General features: G+C 41.6%; 18 protein-coding genes. 17 read left to right on the plus strand and 1 reads right to left on the minus strand.

What is annotated here, in order from left to right; all coding sequences use genetic code 11:
* Nucleotides 1–11 precede the first annotated feature (11 nt).
* The 15 genes from cutA to FW757_RS04770 all read left to right on the plus strand — a co-directional run bounded on the left by cutA (nt 12) and on the right by FW757_RS04770 (nt 15,573).
* Complete coding sequence (gene cutA, locus FW757_RS04700; protein ID WP_145238073.1) at nt 12–332, plus strand: divalent-cation tolerance protein CutA; 321 nt, start codon at nt 12–14, stop codon at nt 330–332.
* Complete coding sequence (locus tag FW757_RS04705) at nt 332–2,161, plus strand: protein-disulfide reductase DsbD (protein WP_182718925.1); 1,830 nt, start codon at nt 332–334, stop codon at nt 2,159–2,161. The genes cutA and FW757_RS04705 overlap by 1 nt, the downstream gene beginning before the upstream one ends.
* Before the next feature lie 227 nt (nt 2,162–2,388).
* Nucleotides 2,389–2,841, plus strand: coding sequence for a type II 3-dehydroquinate dehydratase (gene aroQ, locus FW757_RS04710; protein WP_145238079.1), 453 nt, complete (start codon nt 2,389–2,391; stop codon nt 2,839–2,841).
* Between the two features lie 33 nt (nt 2,842–2,874).
* Nucleotides 2,875–3,336, plus strand: a complete 462-nt coding sequence (accB, locus tag FW757_RS04715) for an acetyl-CoA carboxylase biotin carboxyl carrier protein (protein ID WP_182718926.1) — start codon at nt 2,875–2,877, stop codon at nt 3,334–3,336.
* A 26-nt stretch (nt 3,337–3,362) separates the two neighbouring features.
* Complete coding sequence (gene accC / locus FW757_RS04720; RefSeq protein ID WP_145238085.1) at nt 3,363–4,703, plus strand: acetyl-CoA carboxylase biotin carboxylase subunit; 1,341 nt, start codon at nt 3,363–3,365, stop codon at nt 4,701–4,703.
* A gap of 128 nt (nt 4,704–4,831) precedes the next feature.
* Nucleotides 4,832–5,305, plus strand: coding sequence for a tRNA (adenosine(37)-N6)-threonylcarbamoyltransferase complex ATPase subunit type 1 TsaE (gene tsaE / locus FW757_RS04725; RefSeq protein ID WP_145238089.1), 474 nt, complete (start codon nt 4,832–4,834; stop codon nt 5,303–5,305).
* Nucleotides 5,306–5,334: 29 nt separating this feature from the next.
* Nucleotides 5,335–6,678: an N-acetylmuramoyl-L-alanine amidase gene (locus FW757_RS04730; RefSeq protein ID WP_446440916.1), complete on the plus strand. Its 1,344-nt coding sequence runs from the start codon at nt 5,335–5,337 to the stop codon at nt 6,676–6,678.
* A 16-nt stretch (nt 6,679–6,694) separates the two neighbouring features.
* Nucleotides 6,695–8,542: a DNA mismatch repair endonuclease MutL gene (gene mutL, locus FW757_RS04735; protein ID WP_446440917.1), complete on the plus strand. Its 1,848-nt coding sequence runs from the start codon at nt 6,695–6,697 to the stop codon at nt 8,540–8,542.
* Nucleotides 8,543–8,552: 10 nt separating this feature from the next.
* Complete coding sequence (miaA, locus tag FW757_RS04740) at nt 8,553–9,470, plus strand: tRNA (adenosine(37)-N6)-dimethylallyltransferase MiaA (RefSeq protein WP_149980497.1); 918 nt, start codon at nt 8,553–8,555, stop codon at nt 9,468–9,470.
* A 79-nt stretch (nt 9,471–9,549) separates the two neighbouring features.
* Nucleotides 9,550–9,813 (plus strand): RNA chaperone Hfq, encoded by a 264-nt coding sequence (gene hfq / locus FW757_RS04745; RefSeq protein WP_064668197.1) that lies wholly within the window; start codon nt 9,550–9,552, stop codon nt 9,811–9,813.
* Nucleotides 9,814–9,829: 16 nt separating this feature from the next.
* Nucleotides 9,830–11,113 (plus strand): ribosome rescue GTPase HflX, encoded by a 1,284-nt coding sequence (gene hflX, locus FW757_RS04750; RefSeq protein WP_149980498.1) that lies wholly within the window; start codon nt 9,830–9,832, stop codon nt 11,111–11,113.
* A 106-nt stretch (nt 11,114–11,219) separates the two neighbouring features.
* Entirely contained in the window at nt 11,220–12,386 is a 1,167-nt protein-coding gene (hflK, locus tag FW757_RS04755; RefSeq protein WP_149980499.1) for an FtsH protease activity modulator HflK, read from the plus strand.
* Between the two features lie 5 nt (nt 12,387–12,391).
* On the plus strand, nt 12,392–13,270 hold the full coding sequence (gene hflC / locus FW757_RS04760) for a protease modulator HflC (RefSeq protein WP_145238107.1): 879 nt from the start codon (nt 12,392–12,394) through the stop codon (nt 13,268–13,270).
* 217 nt (nt 13,271–13,487) lie between these two features.
* A complete protein-coding gene (locus FW757_RS04765; RefSeq protein WP_145238109.1) occupies nt 13,488–14,801 on the plus strand; it encodes an adenylosuccinate synthase in 1,314 nt (437 codons plus the stop codon).
* A 148-nt stretch (nt 14,802–14,949) separates the two neighbouring features.
* A complete protein-coding gene (locus tag FW757_RS04770; RefSeq protein ID WP_149980501.1) occupies nt 14,950–15,573 on the plus strand; it encodes a tetratricopeptide repeat protein in 624 nt (207 codons plus the stop codon).
* Between the two features lie 82 nt (nt 15,574–15,655).
* On the opposite strand, the gene FW757_RS04775 is transcribed toward FW757_RS04770, so the two are convergent.
* Nucleotides 15,656–17,518, minus strand: a complete 1,863-nt coding sequence (locus FW757_RS04775) for a cation:proton antiporter (RefSeq protein WP_145238113.1) — start codon at nt 17,516–17,518, stop codon at nt 15,656–15,658.
* Nucleotides 17,519–18,437: 919 nt separating this feature from the next.
* Here FW757_RS04775 and proB point away from each other — a divergent pair.
* On the plus strand, nt 18,438–19,544 hold the full coding sequence (gene proB, locus FW757_RS04780) for a glutamate 5-kinase (RefSeq protein ID WP_145238116.1): 1,107 nt from the start codon (nt 18,438–18,440) through the stop codon (nt 19,542–19,544).
* Nucleotides 19,541–20,788 carry a glutamate-5-semialdehyde dehydrogenase gene (locus FW757_RS04785; protein WP_145238119.1) on the plus strand — a complete coding sequence of 416 codons (1,248 nt, stop codon included), beginning with the start codon at nt 19,541–19,543 and terminating at the stop codon, nt 20,786–20,788. The genes proB and FW757_RS04785 overlap by 4 nt, the downstream gene beginning before the upstream one ends.
* The last annotated feature ends 181 nt before the right edge of the window (nt 20,789–20,969 follow it).

Genomic DNA, 20,969 nt, shown 5'->3' on the forward strand with positions numbered 1-20,969 from the left:
AAAGGTTCAATATGACGACTCATTTTCGACTTATTTTTACCACTTGCGCAGATGTAAGTGAGGCACGCTCCATGGCTGAGCAATTAGTTAAGCTTAAATTAGCTGCGTGTGTGAACATTCTTCCAAATGTGGAATCTGTTTATATGTGGCAAGGAGAGGTTGCTTATGCAACCGAGTGTAAATTATTAATTAAAACAAAGTCAGAAAAAATGAATGAATTGATTCAAACTATCAAGCAATTACATAGTTATGAAATTCCTGAAATACAGGTTATTGATGTGGCCACTGGCAATTTAGCCTATTTTAATTGGATGGATGAGGTACTTAATTAATGCGTTGTTTTCTTTTATTGCTTTGTGCGCTGTCGTTAATGCCAGCACAGGCTGCAACTAATAATTTATTAAGTGATTTGCTGCAGCCCGCAGAGCAAACATTTTTACCTGTTGATCAGGCATTTTCATTTGATTTTGATCAGCAAGGCAGCACTCTTTTTATTGGTTGGGATATTGCGCCAGGTTATTACCTATATAAAAAGAAGCTAGAAATTATTGGTAAAGGTGCTGATATTGAAGTGCCTGATCTTGGTAAAGGCGTGATCATTGAAGATGAGTTCTTTGGCAAAACAGCAGTGTTTTTTGATTCACTGAGTGTGATCAGCAAGCTAAGTAATATAGCTGAAGGTGGCGTAATTAAAGTACGTTATCAAGGCTGTGCTGAAGCAGGGCTATGTTACCCGCCAGAAATCATCACCATTCCATTGAGTATGATTGCCGGTGAAATCCCTGCAACTGATAATGCAACAGCAGGCAATGCATTAGCTGCGCTTAGCGCTGAATCAGCGGCTGCTACAGAAGATGTTGTAACGCAAGAAGATGACTTAGAAAAAGAATTAAACTTTACTGAAAAACTGGCCTCGCAAGGTTTGTTAGCGAACTTAGCGATTTTCTTTTTGGTCGGTATTGGCTTGGCATTTACGCCATGTGTATTTCCGATGTTTCCTATTTTGTCGAGCCTAATTGCAGGACAAAAAAATCTTTCCACTAAAAAAGCTTTTGCGCTTTCTTTTGTTTATGTGCAGGGTATGGCCGTTACGTATGCGGCGCTGGGCCTTGTGGTTGCATCACTTGGTGGTCAAGTGCAAGGTTATTTGCAGCACCCATATGTATTGATTAGTTTTAGTTTATTATTCGTTTTACTCGCTATGTCGATGTTTGGTTGGTACGAAATAAAGCTCCCTAGCGGCATGATGAATAAGCTCACACAAGTAAGTAATAATCAAAAAGGCGGCAACTACATTGGCGTGTTTTTAATGGGGGTTTTATCGGGTTTAATTGCGTCACCTTGTACCACTGCACCGTTATCAGCTGCGCTATTGTTTGTTGCGCAAAGCGGCGATTATTTAGTTGGCGGCTTAACTTTGTATGTGCTGAGTTTAGGGATGGGTATTCCGCTGCTGTTATTAGGCACCTCCGGCGGTAAATTATTGCCAAAAGCAGGCGGCTGGATGGAACAAGTTAAAACCCTGTTTGGTTTTATCATGCTGGTAGTGCCATTGATCTTGCTTGAACGTATTGTCGATGCAGACATCATATTACTTATGGCGGGCTTATTAGCATTAGCAACGGCCTTGTATTTACATCATTGGCAGAGCGCTCAAACACAAGGTAAGTTAAAAACTGCATTGTGGTTTGTTGCAACGTTATTAGTTGTTAGCGGTGTGAGCTTAACTAAAAACTATATATGGCCAACAGCGCAAGTTGTTAGTGCCGCAAATGGCGAGCAACAAGAGCGCGGCTTTAAATTAGTTGCTGACTTAGCTGAGCTCAAACAAGCAATAAATGATGCAAACAGTGATGGTCGTTTAGTGATGGTCGATTTATATGCAGATTGGTGTGTTGCGTGTAAAGAGTTCGAGAAATACACTTTTCCTGACGCTAAAGTACAAGGTGAGTTTGCAAACTTTGAGTTGTTAAAAATTGATTTGACCGAAAGTGATGATAAAACAATTGCTGTAATGGAAGAGTTTTCGGTATTTGGTTTACCCAGTATTTTGTTTTTTGATACACAAGGTGAAGAGCTTGCAGCACAGCGTGTGACGGGCTTTTTAAATGCCAAGGACTTTGCTGAGCATTTAGCAAAAGTGAGAAATAGCGCTAAATAAACATTTTTCGCACCGCTATTTTAAACGCCACTTTATATGAGTGGCGTTTTTGTTTTTGTGGTGGCTACTAGTGATTAGACCAGTATTTTGCTGCTATTTACATCGAACTGGCTATAATAGGTGGTTAACGTGAGAAATACTTGCTATTTTAGTTTTTCCCCTCTACATTTTGCGGGGATTTCTAATCAAAATGGCTTAACTCATTATTTATAGGATTATCGCGTATTATGGCTGCAAAATTTAAACTTTTAGTTATAAATGGCCCTAACTTAAACATGCTGGGTAAGCGTGAACCAGAAAAATACGGTTTACAAACACTGAGTGAGATTATGAGCGAACTAACTGAGTTTGCGCATGGTCTAGATGTTGAGCTAACGCATTTTCAAAGTAATAGTGAGCAAGCTTTAATTGAGCACATACATAGTGCATGGCAGGTCATTGATTACATTATTATCAACCCAGCGGCATTTACGCATACAAGCGTGGCTTTACGTGATGCGTTACTGGCTGTTGATATCCCGTTTTTTGAAGTGCACTTAACTAATGTGCACACGCGGGAAGCGTTTCGTCATCATTCATATTTTTCTGATGTGGCGCAGGGCGTGATATGTGGATTAGGCGCAATGGGTTATCGCGCAGCACTTGAAGCTGCTGTCAATCGGTTGCAAAACTCGAATTAATTTTAAACTAACAAACTAACAGGCGGGTCGTTCATGGATATTCGCAAGATCAAAAAACTAATTGAACTAGTAGAAGAATCAGGTATTGCTGAATTAGAAATCACCGAAGGTGAAGAATCAGTACGTATCAATCGTAATAATATGAGTGCAGGTCCTGCTTACGCTCCACATTATGCACCACAGTACGCTCCAGCACCGGCTCCAGCCCCTACAGCTGCACCTGCTGCAAACGTAGAAGCGGCAGCACCTGCCGGTCCTACTGGCCATCAAGTATTATCGCCAATGGTAGGTTCTTTCTATAAAGCAGCTTCTCCTGAAGCGCCTTCATATGTAGAAGTGGGTTCACAAGTTAAAGTAGGTGATACGCTTTGCATCATCGAAGCGATGAAAATGATGAACCAAATTGAGTCAGATAAAGCGGGCACAGTGAAAGCGATTTTAGTTGAAAATGGCGAGCCAGTAGAATTTGATCAACCTTTATTCATCATTGAATAATAGCGCAACCTAAAAGGCCAACTCTAATGTTAGATAAAGTAGTCATTGCAAACCGAGGTGAAATTGCACTTCGTATATTGCGCGCCTGCAAAGAGCTTGGGATCAAAACGGTTGCTGTGCATTCAACGGCGGATCGCGATCTTAAGCATGTATTGCTTGCAGATGAAACAATATGTATTGGTAGACCTTCTGCCACTGAAAGTTACTTAGACATTCCGCGCATTATTGCGGCAGCTGAAGTAACCGATGCAGTTGCTATCCACCCGGGTTATGGTTTCCTTGCAGAAAACGCTGATTTTGCTGATCAAGTTGAACAAAGTGGTTTTGTGTTTATTGGTCCGCGCGGCGACACGATTCGTCTAATGGGCGATAAAGTATCTGCAATCGAAGCAATGCGTAAAGCTGGCGTACCATGTGTACCAGGTTCAGATGGTCCGGTATCGGATGATAAAGACCGCAACATGCAAATCGCTAAACGTATCGGTTACCCAGTGATAATCAAAGCCGCTGGTGGCGGTGGTGGTCGTGGTATGCGGGTTGTTCGCAGTGAAGCTGAGTTAATTGACTCAATCGCTTTAACGCAACAAGAAGCAAAACAGTTCTTTGGTAATAGCATGGTTTACATGGAAAAATTCCTTGAAAACCCACGTCATATCGAAGTTCAAGTATTGGCTGACGGGCAAGGTAATGCTGTTCACTTAGGTGAACGTGATTGTTCTATGCAACGTCGTCATCAAAAAGTAGTCGAAGAAGCGCCAGCACCAGGTATTACTGCTGAAGTGCGTAAGTTTATCGGTGAGCGTTGTACGCGTGCATGTATCGAAATCGGTTATCGTGGTGCGGGTACATTTGAGTTCTTATACGAAAATGGTGAGTTCTATTTCATTGAAATGAACACTCGTATTCAGGTTGAGCATCCAGTGACAGAAATGGTTACCGGTGTTGATTTGATCAAAGAGCAGTTAAAAATTGCAGCGGGCCAACCACTATCATTCACGCAAGACGATGTCGTTATTCGTGGTCATGCAATTGAGTGTCGTATTAATGCTGAAGACCCTGAAACGTTTATCCCGTCACCGGGTAAAATTACGCGTTTCCACCCAGCAGGTGGTTTAGGTATTCGTTGGGACAGCCATATTTATGCTGACTACACAGTGCCACCACACTATGATTCAATGATCGGTAAATTAATTACTTACGGTGAAAACCGTAATGTAGCAATTGCCCGTGCACGTAATGCATTGAATGAGCTTGTGATTGACGGTATTAAAACTAATACGTCATTACATAAGCGCATCTTAGCGGATGAAAACTTCCAAAATGGTGGTACTAACATCCACTATCTTGAGAAAAAATTAGGTCTATAATCCTAATTACAAAAAAAACCGGCAACTTTGCCGGTTTTTTTGTGTCTATAAGTGTCGATTCTCGCCTTAGCAAAATAATCTGGTATGATTAACAAGTTATCGTTTTTAATACTATCCATGAGGTTAGAATGACGCACTGTGTTGGTTTTCAACTCGCTGATGAAGCTGCAACGGTTAAAATGGGCAATCAACTTGCTATGCTAATGGAGCAAGGGGCAGTTATTTACTTACACGGTGATTTGGGAGCAGGCAAAACCACCTTAACACGTGGTGTGATCCAAGGCTTTGGTCATCAAGGCAAAGTTAAGAGTCCAACTTATACGCTGGTGGAGCCTTATGAGTTGGCAACGGCCAATGTTTATCATTTTGATTTATATCGTTTAGGCGACCCAGAAGAATTAGAATACATGGGTATTCGAGATTATTTTTCGCCAACAGCTATTTGTGTGGTGGAATGGCCTGAAAAAGGCGGCGAGTTTATCCCAACACCAGACTTAGATATTACTTTACGTTATGTCGGCGATGCACGAGCAATTGAGATCCAAAGTATTAGCCCGCGTGGTCACAGTATCGTGGATAAACTCAAAAACCATAGTGAATAACAACAAATAACAAGGGTGTGAAGATACCGATGAGTCGAGTTGTCATAAAGTGGATGGGTGCTTTTTTGCTGTTAGCAATCAGTGCTAATCTCTATGCACAAAATACTATCAATAGTGTACGGGTGTGGCCATCGCCAGATAGTACGCGGGTAGTATTCGACTTAACTGATAAGCCCGACTTCAGTTATTTTATGCTAAAAAATCCACTGCGCTTAGTGGTCGATTTAGAAAATACAGATAAAATAAAAGACCTACCAACTATTCCCAGTAAGCATCAAATCGTCAGTAAACTACGTTACTCGAAAGCGAAAAGCAGCCAGGGGGTACGATTTGTTTTTGAGCTTACAGGGGCCGTTAAACCGGTGATTTTTGCATTGGCGCCAACGGGACCTTATAAAAATCGTTTAGTGGTCGACTTATATGACAAAAATCAAGCAGAGCCAGTAGCTGCAACGAATAATACTGCGGTTAAAAAGCGTGAGCTTAATCAACAACGCGATATTATTATTGCTATTGATGCAGGCCATGGCGGCGAAGACCCTGGGTCAATTGGTCCTTCTGGTACTTATGAAAAAGATATCACACTACAAATCGCCAAACGCTTAGAGCGGATGATTGATGCCGAGCGCGGGATGATTTCGCGAATGGTGCGAAGTGGAGATTACTTTGTCAAACTTAATACCCGCACTAGCCGTGCAAGGCAGAAAAAGGCTGACTTTTTAGTTTCAATTCATGCGGATGCATTTACTAGCCCACAACCAAATGGCGCCTCTGTTTGGGTGTTATCACTTCGTCGTGCTAATTCAGAAATTGGTAAATGGATAGAAGATAAAGAAAAACATTCAGAGTTACTCGGTGGTGCTGCTGGAGTGATTAAAGACACGGCCAGTGAAAAGTACTTGGCGCAGGCGCTGTTGGATATGTCGATGGATCATTCGATGAAAACCGGTTTCAGCGTTGCGGAAGGCATGGTTCAAGAGCTTAAAAAGGTCGCTAAGTTACATAAAAAAGAGCCGCAAGCGGCTAGCCTAGCGGTATTAAAGTCACCAGATATTCCATCTATTTTGGTCGAAACTGGGTTTATTTCAAACCCACGCGAAGAAAAACTATTAAAAAGTGCTAATCACCAAGAGCGCTTAGCGAAAGCAATATTTACTTCTATCAAAAGCTATTATCTGAAAAATCCTCCGGATGATTCGCTGTTTGCGTCGTTAAAATCGCAATATCCCACTAAACATAAAGTTCGTCCTGGTGAGTCGTTAAGTTTGTTAGCTAGTCGCTATGGGGTATCGGTGGGTAAGCTTAAGCAAGTCAATCAATTAAAATCTAATACCTTGTTTATTGGTCAAGAGTTAGACATTCCGCAAAGTTAAAATCGTTAGGATCAGTATGAGCATTGAAATATTACCCGCGCGATTAGCTAACCAAATTGCTGCGGGCGAAGTGGTTGAGAGACCCGCATCTGTGGTCAAAGAACTCGTTGAAAATAGCCTAGATGCAGGCGCAACACGTATTCAAATTGATATTGAACGCGGCGGTCATAAGCTTATTCGCATTCGTGATAACGGCTCAGGCATTGATAAAGACGAGCTCACGTTGGCGCTTTCTCGCCATGCTACTAGTAAATTAAAGTCCCTTGATGATTTAGAAAATATTTGTTCTTTGGGCTTTCGCGGCGAAGCATTGGCGTCTATTAGTTCGGTATCGCGTTTGACGCTTAGCTCAAAAACCAAACAGCAAGAGGCAGCTTGGCAAGCATTTGCGCAGGGGCGAGATATGGCGGTGCAGATTAAACCCACTGCTCACCCTGACGGCACCACCATTGAAGTTAAAGACTTATTTTTTAATACGCCCGCTAGACGTAAATTTTTACGCACCGAAAAAACCGAGTTTACTCACATCGATGAGTTAATAAAGCGTATTGCCCTGAGCCGTTTTGATGTGTCAATTACCCTCACCCATAACGATAAAGTTGTGCGTCAATATCGTGCTAAAACCGACCCTGCACAGGCTATTGCTCGGGTCGCTCAGGTTGCAGGTAAAGCCTTTGCTGAGCAGGGGTTATATATTGAGTCAGGCGATACAGGCTTGCAGCTACATGGTTGGGTGCTACCGGTCGGATCGAGTAATACCACGCAATATACCTATGTAAATAATCGTATGATGCGCGATAAGCTTATTTCTCATGCCATTCGCCAAGCGTTCGAAGAAGTCGCAGGCCAAGAAGAGCTACCGGGCTTTGTTATTTATATCGACATTGATCCGCGTCAAGTGGATGTAAACGTGCATCCTGCGAAACACGAAGTGCGTTTTCATCAAGGTCGCTTAGTGCATGATTTTATTTTGCAGGCAATTAAACAAGTCGTGGTGCCGCTTCAAGATGATTTTGCTGGTGTTACTCAGCATGTTGATTCGCAACACAGCGATGCTAAAGCAGCGCATACAGTAACACCCGCTCACTCCAGCAATACAGCAGGCAGTTTGTTTGATTATCCTAAGTCGCACTTACAACCAGCGGAGCAAGCTCGCTACGGTGCTAATCCAGCACCTAGTGGTGGTGGATATGCAGGTTCAAGCGAGCGAAGCAAGCAAGCGAGCCGGACAAATCATCAAGATGTGAGTGCGTTTTATCAAGGGGTCAATGAGCAACACGCCAGCCATTTTGAGCAACCTATTGGCGTTACTCAAGAAGTAGCACCATTGTTACAGACGCAAAGTGCGCAGCCGTTGCTGGTACAAAGTGATGGCGGTTGTGTATTTAGCCTGCAACAGCAATTATATTGCTCACACTTTAAATATTTATTAGTCAATGATTGGCTTGAGCTTATTGCTGAGCAAGGCAGCTTAGAAGGAAAAGCCTTACTATTGCCTGTGCGAGTTAATATCAGTAAAGAAGACAGCCAAAGCTTAACACAGCAACAATCATGGTTTACCTTACTGGGCTTTGAGTTATTGATTGAAAAGCAATTTGTGATGGTTAAAAAGTTGCCACAGAGTTTGTATCTGCTTGATGTGAGCCAAGCCGTAGATGCGCTATTAAAAGCCACTCAGGCTGAGCTTAATAGTGTGGAGCAATGGCTAAACTGGCAGCTTAGCCAAGTGCCCGAGCGCTTTTTTGCCAGCCAAGCTTTTGCCTTGGCGGTTACGCGAATGCAAAATAATCCGCAAACAATCCAGCGTTTATCTGCAAAAGCAGTTAAAATAGATTTAAGTTATTTTTTAGCACAGTTAGATTAAGGTTATCGAGTTGAGTAATTTACCGGTCATTTTTTTAATGGGCCCAACCGCTGCAGGCAAAACTGCATTAGCAATCGCCTTATGCCAACATTTAAAAACTGAAATAATCAGCGTCGATTCAGCCTTAGTGTATAAAGATATGAACATAGGTACGGCAAAACCTGATCAACATGAGTTAGCGCTTGCGCCACATCATTTAATTGATCTAATCGACCCTAGTGAAAGTTACTCAGTAGCTGATTTTCGTCGTGATGCAATTGAAAAGATTGACCAATTTCACCAACAAGGTAAAGTGCCTGTATTAGTTGGTGGTACAATGATGTACTTTAAAGCGTTAATTGATGGTTTATCGCCATTACCTGAAGCATGCCCGGTAGTACGAGCAGAGCTTGAGCAACAAGCCAAGCAACATGGTTGGCCGGCACTTTATAAAGAGCTTGAGATAATTGATCCGCAAGCGGCACAAAAAATGAGCGAGAATGACTCGCAACGTATTAACCGCGCCCTTGAAGTTTACCGATTAACGGGTAAAACAATGACTGAATTACAAAAAAGTAAGCAGCCGAGTTTACCGTATACTTTTCATCAATTTGCTATTGCGCCTGATGATCGCGCCGATTTACACCAGCGAATTGAACAAAGGTTTAAAATAATGCTTGAGCAGGGGTTTGAAAATGAAGTTTCATCCCTATATCAACGTAAGGATTTACACCCTAACTTACCTTCCATTCGTTGCGTGGGTTATAGACAAATGTGGGATTACATTGCTGGCGAGATTGATTACGATGAAATGGTCTTTCGCGGTATTGCAGCAACACGACAGCTTGCTAAGCGTCAATTGACGTGGCTAAGAGGTTGGCCCGATGTAACGTGGTTAACAACGGGTGATGAAGAAAACTTGCAACGTGTTGTAAGTTCGCTAAGCTAGTAGTAGTTGAAATTTTTTAGCTTTGTTAAATGAGTTCAGCCACTTAATTATAATAACACCTAGAACGAAGGAAAATAACATGGCAAAAGGCCAATCGTTACAAGACCCATTTTTGAATGCGCTACGTCGTGAGCGTATTCCAGTATCAATCTTTTTGGTTAATGGCATCAAACTACAAGGTAAGATCCAGTCATTTGATCAATTTGTTATTTTACTAGAAAACACCGTGAATCAAATGGTGTATAAACATGCGATTTCTACCGTAGTTCCTGCTCGTGCTGTTAACTTCCAAGGTATTCAAGGAAGCGAAGACGGTGAAGAGCCTGAAGCTGGAAATTTTTAAATTAGGAGCATAATGTTTGTTTGACCGTTATGAAGCCGGCGAACAGGCAGTCTTAGTTCATATCGACTTTCCAAAAGAAGGGGATCGTGAAGATCTTCATGAATTGGAAATGTTGGTATCTTCTGCTGGTGTTAGCAGTTTGGCGGTTGTGCAAGGCAGCCGTCAAGCACCACATCCGAAACTATTCGTCGGTACCGGAAAGGCTGAAGAAATCGCTGAGATTGTCAAAATCCACAACGCAGATGTCGTCATTTTTAATCATCAACTCAGACCGTCACAGGAACGCAATTTAGAACGCGTTTGCCAATGTCGTGTGCTTGATAGAACGACGCTTATTCTTGATATTTTTGCGCAACGTGCACGTACCCATGAAGGTAAGTTGCAGGTTGAGCTAGCACAATTGCGTCATATGTCGACGCGTTTGATCCGAGGCTGGACGCATCTTGAACGCCAAAAAGGCGGGATCGGTTTGCGCGGGCCTGGTGAAACTCAGCTAGAAACAGATCGACGTTTATTGCGAGTTCGTATTCAAAGTATTCGCGCGCGTTTAGAGAAAGTGGCAGTGCAGCGTGAGCAAGGTAGACGTGCTCGTAACCGCAATGAAATTCCTACGGTGTCGTTGGTAGGGTATACCAATGCGGGTAAGTCGACGCTATTTAATCGCATTACTAACTCTAATGTGTATGCTGCTGACCAACTGTTCGCGACGCTTGATCCAACCTTACGCAAACTCGAAATAGAAGATGTTGGTTCGATAATTTTAGCCGATACCGTTGGCTTTATTCGTCATTTACCCCATGACTTAGTTGCCGCATTTAAAGCGACGCTAACCGAAACTCGTGAAGCTGATTTACAACTTCATGTGGTCGATGTTGCGGATCATCGTCGTAAAGAGAATATTGAACAGGTACAATCGGTTCTTAAAGAAATAGAAGCTGATGAAGTGCCGCAATTGTTGGTTTACAACAAAATTGATGCGCTTGAAGATATTGAACCACGTATTGACCGTGACGATGAAGGCATGCCTATTAGAGTATGGTTGTCGGCACACAGTGGCGCAGGGTGTGAACTATTGTCTGAAGCTATCAGCGAGCTGTTAGCAAAGAAAATGTTTGTTCATACGCTTAAATTAGCTCCGCAATATGGTCGTTTACGTGCTGCGTTGTTCAATTTAAATGCCGTGCATCAAGAAGACTTTGATGAACAGGGTCATTGGTTACTTGCTACTCGACTGCCTATGGTAGAATGGAATCGTTTAAGAAAAGAGTTTGGTCCTGAAATCGACGCTTTTATTTCGTAATTCGAAAAAACTACCGCACAATGTCATTTTTAGTATGAGAACTGCGGTATTTTTGTTAGATTTAACGTAATTACCTAAATTATTTAGATAACAATGGAGTATAGCTATGGCCTGGAATGAACCGGGTAATAATGGCAATGACAAAGATCCGTGGAACAAAAAAGGCGGACGTGATCAAGGCCCACCTGACTTAGACGAGGTGTTTCGTAAATTCAGCAGCAAGTTTGGTGGCTTATTTGGCGGTAAAAAATCCGGCAATGGCGGCGGCGGACTTGGTGGAGCTGGTCTTTCATTTGTACTGATCATTGCTGCAATTGTATGGGCATTGAGCGGTATTTATACCGTGAAAGAAGCAGAGCGCGGCATCGTTTTACATTTTGGTCAATTTGACCGCATTGCAGATCCAGGTCTGCGTTGGAAAATGACGTTTATTGAAACGGTAATTCCGGTTGATATTGAAGCCGTTCGCTCATTATCGACATCTGGTTTTATGCTCACTGAAGATGAAAACGTGGTAAGCGTTGAGTTTCAGGTGCAATACCGTGTTATTGATCCTTTCCTATACAAATTTAGTGTAACTAATGCTGATTCTAGCTTAGAAGAAGCGCTAGAGAGTGCACTGCGTTATGTTGTTGGTCATTCAAAAATGGACCAAGTATTAACGAATGGCCGTGAGGTTGTGCGTCAAAATACCTGGGATGAACTGAATAAAATCGTCGAACCGTATAACTTAGGTTTGATCGTAACTGACGTTAACTTTAAAGACTCACGCCCACCGGCTGAAGTTAAAGACGCGTTTGATGATGCCATTGCCGCACAAGAAGATGAACAACGTTTTATTCGTGAAGCTGAAGCATACGCGCGTGAAATTGAACCACGTGCTCGTGGTCAAGTTACTCGTATGACGCAAGAAGCTGAAGGTTACGGCGAGCGCATTATTTTAGAAGCACAAGGTGAAGTCGCGCGTTTTGAAAAGTTATTACCTGAATACCAGGCTGCTAAGCGTGTAACCCGTGAGCGTTTATATATTGATGCCATGGAAGAAGTGCTAGGCAACAGTTCAAAAGTCCTAGTTGATGTTAAGGGCGGCAATAATATGATGTATTTACCGCTTGATAAAATCATGGATAAGCAAGGGAACGCAACCCGTGTTGCATTACCTAGCTCAAGTGATATTAACGACTTACGCAATAAAGTTAATACATCGCGCAATAGCACTGTGAACTCAAGTTCAGACCGCTTTGGTGCTGATCGCTTTAACGACGGGAGATAAGCGCAATGAAAAACTTTAGTTTAGTTATATTACTAGCGGCCGTTGTGTTGTCTTTTTCGTCAGTGTTCGTAGTACCTGAAGGGCAAAAAGCAATTGTTATGCTATTCAGCAAAGTGCAAAAAGACAGTGATGATAAAGCAATTGTTTATGGTCCTGGCTTACAATTCAAAGTACCTTTCTTTAGTCAAGTACGCCGTATTGATGCGCGTATTCAGACATTAGATGGTGCACCGGATCGTTTTGTTACTAGCGAGAAAAAAGACTTAATAGTTGATTCGTTTGTAAAATGGCGTGTTAGTGATTTTAGTGCTTTTTACTTACGTGCCCGTGGTGATAAGCAATACGCTGAAGCACTACTTAAGCAAAAAGTAAATAATGGTCTACGTACTAACTTTGGTTCACGTACTATCCGTGAGATTGTTTCCGGTGAACGTAGCGAGTTAATGGAAGAAGCATTAGTTCAAGCTTCTGAAAGTGCTCAAGAGCTAGGTATTGAAGTACTTGATGTACGTGTTAAGCAAATCAATTTACCGTCAGAAGTGAGTAATTCGATTTACCAACGTATGCGTGCAGAGCGTACTGCTGTTGCTAAAGAGCATCGCTCTGAAGGTCAAGAAAAAGCCGAAACGATTCGCGCTGACATTGACCGTCGTGTCACAGTAATGCTGGCTGATGCTGAGCGTAATGCCCGTACCGTTCGCGGTGAAGGCGATGCAAAAGCTGCGGCTATTTATGCCAATGCGTACAATAAAGATGCTGAATTCTTTGGTTTTGTACGTTCATTAGAGGCCTATAAAAAGACCTTTAAAGATAAGCAAGACGTAATGGTATTATCACCAGACAGTGACTTCTTTAGATATATGAAAGGTGCTGCAGCGCAGTAATCTTTTTCTAAATCTAGCACAAATCCAAACCCTGTGTATGCAGGGTTTTTCTTTTAGTAAGATGAATTTTCATGAGTAACTTAATGTTATTCAACCAGTTAATTTTTATTGCAAAGGTCGTTGTACGACTGCGCAGAAAAAATAACCTAAACGGGGGTGATCTTTCCCCTCATTATCTGGTAAAATCTCGTCCTAATTTTTTCTAAGTGAATTTACAATGGGTAAAAACGTTGTTGTATTAGGCACCCAATGGGGTGACGAAGGTAAGGGTAAGGTAGTTGACCTCCTTACAGACAAAGCATCTTTAGTAGTTCGTTACCAAGGTGGCCATAACGCTGGTCATACACTGGTAATCGAAGGTGAAAAGACAGTTTTACACCTTATTCCATCGGGTGTATTACGTGACAATGTTAAGTGTGTGATTGGTAATGGTGTTGTTGTTTCACCAGAAGCGCTAATGAAAGAGATTGGCATGCTTGAAGAGCGCGGCGTACCAGTACGTGAACGTTTATTGATCAGTGAAGCATGTCCGCTTATTTTGCCTTTCCACATCGCATTAGATGTAGCTCGTGAAAAAGCACGTGGTAATAAAGCGATTGGTACAACAGGTCGCGGCATAGGTCCTGCTTATGAAGATAAAGTAGCCCGTCGTGGTTTGCGTATCGGTGACTTATTCAACCCTGAATTATTCGCTGCGAAGCTTAAAGAAGTATTGGAATACCATAACTTCACTTTAGTAAATTATTACAAAGTAGATGCGGTAGATTTCCAACAGACGTTTGATGATGCAATGGCTGTTGCAGATATCCTTAAAGCAATGGTTGTTGATGTAACTGAGTTACTTGATCAAACGCGTTTAGCGGGCGACAACATCTTGTTTGAAGGCGCGCAAGGTACATTACTTGATATCGATCACGGTACTTATCCATATGTAACGTCTTCAAATACCACTGCCGGTGGCGTTGCTACAGGTGCTGGTTTTGGTCCGTTAAATCTTGATTATGTACTAGGTATTATCAAAGCTTACACCACGCGTGTTGGTTCTGGTCCTTTCCCTACCGAGCTTTACGACGGTTTAGAAAAACAAGACCCAGTTGGTAAGCACTTAGGTACCGTAGGTCATGAGTTTGGTGCAACGACTGGTCGTTTACGTCGTACTGGTTGGTTAGATGCTGTGGCTATGCGCCGTGCAGTACAAATTAACTCTATCTCAGGTTTTTGTTTAACTAAACTAGACGTGTTAGATGGTCTAGAAACACTAAAAATCTGTACTGGTTATCAGTTAGAAGATGGCACTATCACTAATGTGACGCCACTTGCTGCTGAAGGTTATGATAAAGTAACGCCAGTTTATGAAGAGATGCCTGGTTGGACTGAAAATACAGTGGGTGCTACTACTGTTGAGCAGCTACCAAAAGCGGCACTTGATTACATCAAACGCATTGAAGAAATCACCGGTGTACCTGTTGATATTATTTCTACAGGTCCTGACCGTGTAGAAACTATGGTGTTACGCAGTCCGTTTGCATAATTACTAATAGTACTAAAAAAGCTGCCTTGTGCAGCTTTTTTTGTGTCTGGGGATAGTGTTTATAATAAATAAGCTATTTATAAATTTCATTATGGAACGATCTTTGTATAAACTTTAGCAAGATGGTTTTTAATTTAAAGTGACCTAAATGCGTTTGTTAACTTGTTTATCATTAGTGCCGTTATCGTTTTTGCTGGCAAGCCACGCCAAGTCTGAAGAGACCATAGCTGCCGTGCCACTATATACAGAAACTGAGCTGCTCGCTTTGATCAATAGTAATACACATCTTGCGCGAGTAAAGGCAGATGACTGCCAGTTAGTACAAGATATCGAAGCACGAGCCAATAAAATGGCACTGCCTTCTTATCAATTTTTATATGGCGATATGCTGGCGTATGCGGTGTGTGTTGATCGTAATGTAGAACTTGGTGTGTATTATATGCGTCAAGCAGCACAGCAAGGCTTAGCGGCGGCATTAGAGCAACTCGGGCGATACTATGACACGGGTCGATTGGTGCAAAAGGATAAAGCGCTTGCTGTGACTTATCTACGTGAAGCTTCATCACAAGGAAATTTAAAAGCACAATTGCGGTTAGTTAATTTATTTAATCAAGGCTATGGTAGTCCACGTGATTACGAAGACGCGTATCGTTGGTTATTTCATAGCATGGTTGCAGATAAAGCAACCCATAAAAAGATTGAACGCTCACTAGCCCAATTGGCGCAAAAAATGCCCGATAGTGTAGTAGCGCGTGCACGATTGCCATTGTAGGTTTGAGTAGATTAGTTAGCGAGTTAGAAAACTAGCGAGTTGAAAGTAAAAGGGCTAGGTGCGATACCTAGCCCTTTTCGTTTTACTCTTTTATTTCTTTCGGTTCTTTGTTTTTACCATTATTAGGATCTTTCAATACCGACATTTTTGGTGGCAGCATCGCGACGACACGTTCACCTTCTTGCGGCGGTTTTTCCATATTAATAGTAAACGGACGCAGTTTAATAGGGCTATCATCATCACTATCTTTGTCACCATTGAGGATGAATAACGGAATTGCATCGCTGTTCATCTCTTGGTATTTGCCCCAGTTAAACTCTTCAGAAATTCGCGTTACACTGACCTTGCCGCCTTTGGCAATTAAGCTACTTAAACGTGCATAAGAGCCGCTGTCACCAAACAAAATTTGCCGAGATAGAAACGTCGCGCTGTCTTTGTTTGCTTTGGCGTGAGAGGTCGAAGAACGCAATGAAAAGACGTTCTTTTCATTCAATAAATGTGAAAAATACTGCACGCCTAGCGCGTTATGATGGCGGTTTGGCGAAAGCGCCATTACGCTGCGTAGAGTTGTCAGGGGTAAGTAACGTTCAGCATGTTCTGATTGCGGGTTACCATAATAACAAGGCAGCCCATCCATACGTGCCATGCGGCAGTTTTCCCAAGCTGGATCTGATAAGTGTACTTGAATATTTTGCTCTTTTAGCCCACAAGCAATGGCACGAGCGACATGGTTTGCACCAATGATCAAAATAGTATTAGGTGAAGGCTGACGAACCCCTAATAGCTTCGCAATCGGGATCGCAGTTAAGCTTTGCAGAACTACTGTGATAATGATAACGGTAAAAATCAGTGGCACCATTTTCTCGGCGTCAGCAACACCAGCTTCCATCATACTAATAGCAAATACAGAGCCTACCGCTGCTGCGACAATACCGCGCGGAGCAATCCACGCGAGTACTAAGCGAGATTTAATTGGTAGCTCAGTGCCGAAAGTGGAGATCGCAATACACAATGGGCGAGCGATAAATAATACGATAGCCAAAAAGATGAACACATCGGCATCAAGCATCATTAAATCAGCTAATTCTAAACGCGCAGCAAGCAAAATGAATAAGGTTGAAATTAAGATCATAGACAGATCTTCTTTAAACTCTAAAACAGAATCAATTTCTAAATCGTCTTGGTTCGCTAACCAAATACCAAATACAGTAACCGCTAATAGACCTGACTCATGGCTCAAATGATTTGAGACTGTAAAGCTAATAAGTACCAGAGCTAAGATGCCGAATTTATGTAATTCAAATGGTAGCCATTCGCGGCGGATCAGTAACGTTGTAAGCCAACCTGCGACCACGCCAATAGATAAACCGACTCCTAAGGTTTTAAACAAGGCGATTACGGTATGAATAAACACTTCACCTTGACCAACTAGCATTACCGCTTCAAATACTAAAACCGCAAATAAAGCACCAATTGGGTCAATAACAATGCCCTCCCAGCGTAGTATGCGGTCAATATCTTGGGTTGGTCGCATTGAGTTTAATAGCGGTGCAATAACTGTTGGGCCAGTCACAACCAATACTGCACCGAGCACCGCTGCTACACGCCAGTTGAGTTCTAAAATCCAATAGGCACTGAGGCTTATCACTATACAAGTCGTAATCATGCCAATAGAGCACAAGTTACGGACTACCTTGCCAATACCTTTGAGTTCTCTAAAGTGCAGAGTTAAAGAACCTTCAAATAAGATCACCGCAACACTGAGTGAGACCACAGGAAAGAGTAGATCACCAAGCAGTGCATCTGGATCAAGTAAACCCGTAGCAGGGCCAAGTAACAGGCCGGTAAGTAACAAAAATAAAATAGCTGGGACACGAAAACCCCATGCTATCCATTGGGCGAGAACCGAACATAGAGCGATCCCTGCGATATAAATAGCTGACATAGATGAAGTATTCCTTATTTATTACAACAGTTAGGAGTAAACCTTTCGATACTTATAATACAGGGGTATACACGTGTATGTTAATTTTTCCTAATAGAATTTTAGCTGTTTACGAACTTATTTGTAGAAGAAATGATAATTTATTGGTTTTAAAATATTTGAAACAAATTAAACTCTATTTAACTGACTGAATCTTAATGACTTTAAAATTTATTAGCTGCAATAGTAAGCCGAGTGAATAAAATATAGTCTTGATCTTTAGGCTAAAAGTAGCGTAATATAGTTAGTGTTCAAACAATTAGTCATCTAATTAGTTACTTGTTAGGTCTAAGCGAATACATATAGTTATTTTTAAGTTGCTTTAAATTACAACAATTTAGATTGAGGTTACTATATTTATATGCTTAAAAATCAATTTGTTAATTGTTTTGAATGCAGTTTGTACAATTTTACTCATTTTTAGTAATTAGTTAATTTGAACATAAATTACATTTTATTGTGATTCATATTGTTTGAGTTGAACTGTTACTTACTCAATATTTGACACCCATCGTGGTGAGCAAATCTCGGTCCTTGAGTCATCACCCTATCTGTTGGTGTATCAGACTTTAGAGGCTCTATGTATGTTGTTAATAAAAAAGCTTCACACAGCTTTTTACAGCGATGCATAAACAACACTTTTTATTTACTTTATAACTGTTCAGTCTTAATGATTGAGCCAAAGTTATGCTATATCTAACGCACTTTGTTAATTAACTAAGTGAGCGTTTCCGGCTGAGTATTAAAAAGTGATGGCTAAAGAAAGTGAGCAAAAGCAAGTGCAAATTGTTAACTCGTAACCTAGGTAAACACTAGGTGGTTGTTTTCAGATTTATCCAAACTAGGGTAAGTCACAGTTAAAATGGAAAGTTGAACATTTATGCAAAAGTTAAATTGGCGACGTATCGTATTAAAAGTAGGTAGCGCATTGATTGCACCTGATCAAGATGGTTGTCGCTCACGCTATTTATTAACCATCGCTCAGTTTATTGTTCGTTGTCGTAGTCAAGGAATTGAAGTTATTTTAGTTTCGTCAGGCTCAGTTGCCGCTGGCGCGCATTTATTTCCGAAGACACAAGAGCGCACTGTGGCAATGAAAAAGGCCATGGCAGCAGCAGGGCAAACCGAAATGATGGCTATGTGGGACCGCTTTTTTGATTTCCCATCGGCGCAGATTTTATTAACTCATGGTGACTTACGTGACCGTGAGCGTTATGAGAGTATTAGAGAAACTGTTTTCACTTTGTTGGATCATGGTGTGCTGCCAATCATGAATGAAAATGATACGGTGACAACTGATGATTTAAAAGTCGGTGATAATGATAACTTATCGGCAATGGTCGCTGCAGCAGCAGATGCTGATGCATTGATGATTTTTTCAGATGTGGATGGGCTTTATGATAAAAACCCTAATTTGCACGACGATGCAATATTACTGCCTGAAATTAAATCAATTGATGAATCAATCTATGCTATGGCAGGATCTGCTACCAGTGCGGTTGGTACAGGTGGTATGAAAACTAAAATTGAAGCAGCTGAAAAAGCGACTTCACATGGTATTACTACTTATATAATTAATGGTTTTAAAGAGCAGACATTTACAAAACTGCTGGAAGGTGAGAACCCAGGTACTATTTTCTTACCGTACGAAAAACCGATGCAAGAAGCTGTTCACTGGATGACTCATACTGCAAGTGAGCAAGGTGAAGTCGTTGTCGCAGGTTCATACGATGAGTCTTTAGAAGGTGAAACTGGCTGTATCCGTGGCGATGAAATTGTCGCAGTGCATGGTGAGTTTGCAATTGGCGATACCATTTTGGTACGTAGCAGCGACGGCACTCGATTAGCCAAAGCAACTGCAAATTACAGTAGTTGTTTATTGAATTTTATAGCAGATAACGAACAAAGCGAATTTAGCGACAAGATGCAAGATTCGATTGGTCCCGTTATTTCAGAGAAAGATATCGCATTATTGGAGAAGTCATGAGTTTAATTACAGATATTTCACGTCAGGCAGCAAAAGCGGCACATCAGTTAGCCTTACTCGATACCGAGACCAAAAATCAGGTGCTACTGGATATGGCTGCAGCATTACGCCAACAAAAAGCATTTATTATTAAAGAGAACGAAAGTGATTTAGCCGCAGCCCGCGATAACAATCTAGCAGCCGCTATGATTGACCGTTTAACGCTCAATGACGAACGTATTGAAGCGATGGCTGAAGGCATTGAAGTGATTGTAAGCCTTGATGATCCGGTGGGTCAATTACGCGATATTACTGAACGTCCTAACGGGATTAAAATTCGTAAAATGCGCGTACCACTTGGTGTGGTATGTATGATTTATGAAGCGCGTCCAAATGTAACCGCTGATGCTGGAGCGTTATGCTTCAAATCAGGTAATGGGGTTATTTTACGTGGTGGTAAAGAGGCGCTTAAAAGCTCGCAAGCAATTGCGAGTGTCATGCATCAAGTATTAGAGCAGCATAATTTACCGGCAGCGTTAATCTCCGTTATTCCAGATCCAGACCGCGGATTATTAATGGAATTGATGCAGCAACGTGACAGCATTGACTTAATTATTCCACGCGGCGGCGAAGGGCTAATTAACTTTGTAACAGATAACAGTACAATTCCTGTGATCCAGCATTTTAAAGGTGTGTGTCATTTATACGTAGATAAAGACGCTGACTTAGAAGTGGCGATTAACTTGCTACTGAACGGTAAAACTCAGCGTACTGGCGTATGTAATGCATTAGAAGGCCTTGTCGTTCATCAGGATGTTGCCGATGAGTTTTTAAATTTATGTGCTGTTGTATTACGCCAAGAAGGTGTAAAAATAAATGCAGATAGCCAAGCCGCACAATATTTTGATGATGCAACAGTGCTTGCGCCAGAGGAATTTGGCGAAGAATATTTAGATTTAGAAATCGCGATTCGTGTAGTACCAGATTTTGCTGGTGCAATTGAGCATATTGCGCAATTTGGTTCAAACCATACGGAAGTTATTTGCACTAAAAACCAAGCCGCGGCTGAATTGTTCCAGCGCAGTGTTGATGCCTCAGTAGTGATGGTTAATACCTCATCACGCTTCTCTGATGGCTCACAGTTAGGTTTAGGTGCAGAGATTGGTATCGCAACGTCAAAACTACACGCTTACGGCCCAATGGGCTTAGAATCATTAACGACGGAGAAATACCTCGTCAATGGTGTAGGTCAAATTCGCGAATAATTGGTAGTCGAATAACCAAATTAAAATGCCGAGTTTATGCTCGGCATTTTTGATCGTAAATACCATGCAGCGCACAACTGATAGCTAAAAAATAACTAACATAAAATAAACAGTTTTTTGATTAAAATGAGAAAGATTTAAAAATTGAATTTGGCATGAGAGCCATAGTGATAAAAATTGA

The organism is Pseudoalteromonas sp. 1181_04 (assembly GCF_052850545.1).

Bases quoted from the DNA above. Each gene is read 5' to 3' on its own strand.
- cutA (WP_145238073.1), top strand. From the start codon at position 12: ATGACGACTCATTTTCGACTTATTTTTACCACTTGCGCAGATGTAAGT.
- FW757_RS04705 (WP_182718925.1), top strand. From the start codon at position 332: ATGCGTTGTTTTCTTTTATTGCTTTGTGCGCTGTCGTTAATGCCAGCA.
- aroQ (WP_145238079.1), top strand. From the start codon at position 2,389: ATGGCTGCAAAATTTAAACTTTTAGTTATAAATGGCCCTAACTTAAAC.
- accB (WP_182718926.1), top strand. From the start codon at position 2,875: ATGGATATTCGCAAGATCAAAAAACTAATTGAACTAGTAGAAGAATCA.
- accC (WP_145238085.1), top strand. From the start codon at position 3,363: ATGTTAGATAAAGTAGTCATTGCAAACCGAGGTGAAATTGCACTTCGT.
- tsaE (WP_145238089.1), top strand. From the start codon at position 4,832: ATGACGCACTGTGTTGGTTTTCAACTCGCTGATGAAGCTGCAACGGTT.
- FW757_RS04730 (WP_446440916.1), top strand. From the start codon at position 5,335: ATGAGTCGAGTTGTCATAAAGTGGATGGGTGCTTTTTTGCTGTTAGCA.
- mutL (WP_446440917.1), top strand. From the start codon at position 6,695: ATGAGCATTGAAATATTACCCGCGCGATTAGCTAACCAAATTGCTGCG.
- hfq (WP_064668197.1), top strand. From the start codon at position 9,550: ATGGCAAAAGGCCAATCGTTACAAGACCCATTTTTGAATGCGCTACGT.
- hflK (WP_149980499.1), top strand. From the start codon at position 11,220: ATGGCCTGGAATGAACCGGGTAATAATGGCAATGACAAAGATCCGTGG.
- hflC (WP_145238107.1), top strand. From the start codon at position 12,392: ATGAAAAACTTTAGTTTAGTTATATTACTAGCGGCCGTTGTGTTGTCT.
- FW757_RS04765 (WP_145238109.1), top strand. From the start codon at position 13,488: ATGGGTAAAAACGTTGTTGTATTAGGCACCCAATGGGGTGACGAAGGT.
- FW757_RS04770 (WP_149980501.1), top strand. From the start codon at position 14,950: ATGCGTTTGTTAACTTGTTTATCATTAGTGCCGTTATCGTTTTTGCTG.
- FW757_RS04775 (WP_145238113.1), bottom strand. From the start codon at position 17,518: ATGTCAGCTATTTATATCGCAGGGATCGCTCTATGTTCGGTTCTCGCC.
- proB (WP_145238116.1), top strand. From the start codon at position 18,438: ATGCAAAAGTTAAATTGGCGACGTATCGTATTAAAAGTAGGTAGCGCA.
- FW757_RS04785 (WP_145238119.1), top strand. From the start codon at position 19,541: ATGAGTTTAATTACAGATATTTCACGTCAGGCAGCAAAAGCGGCACAT.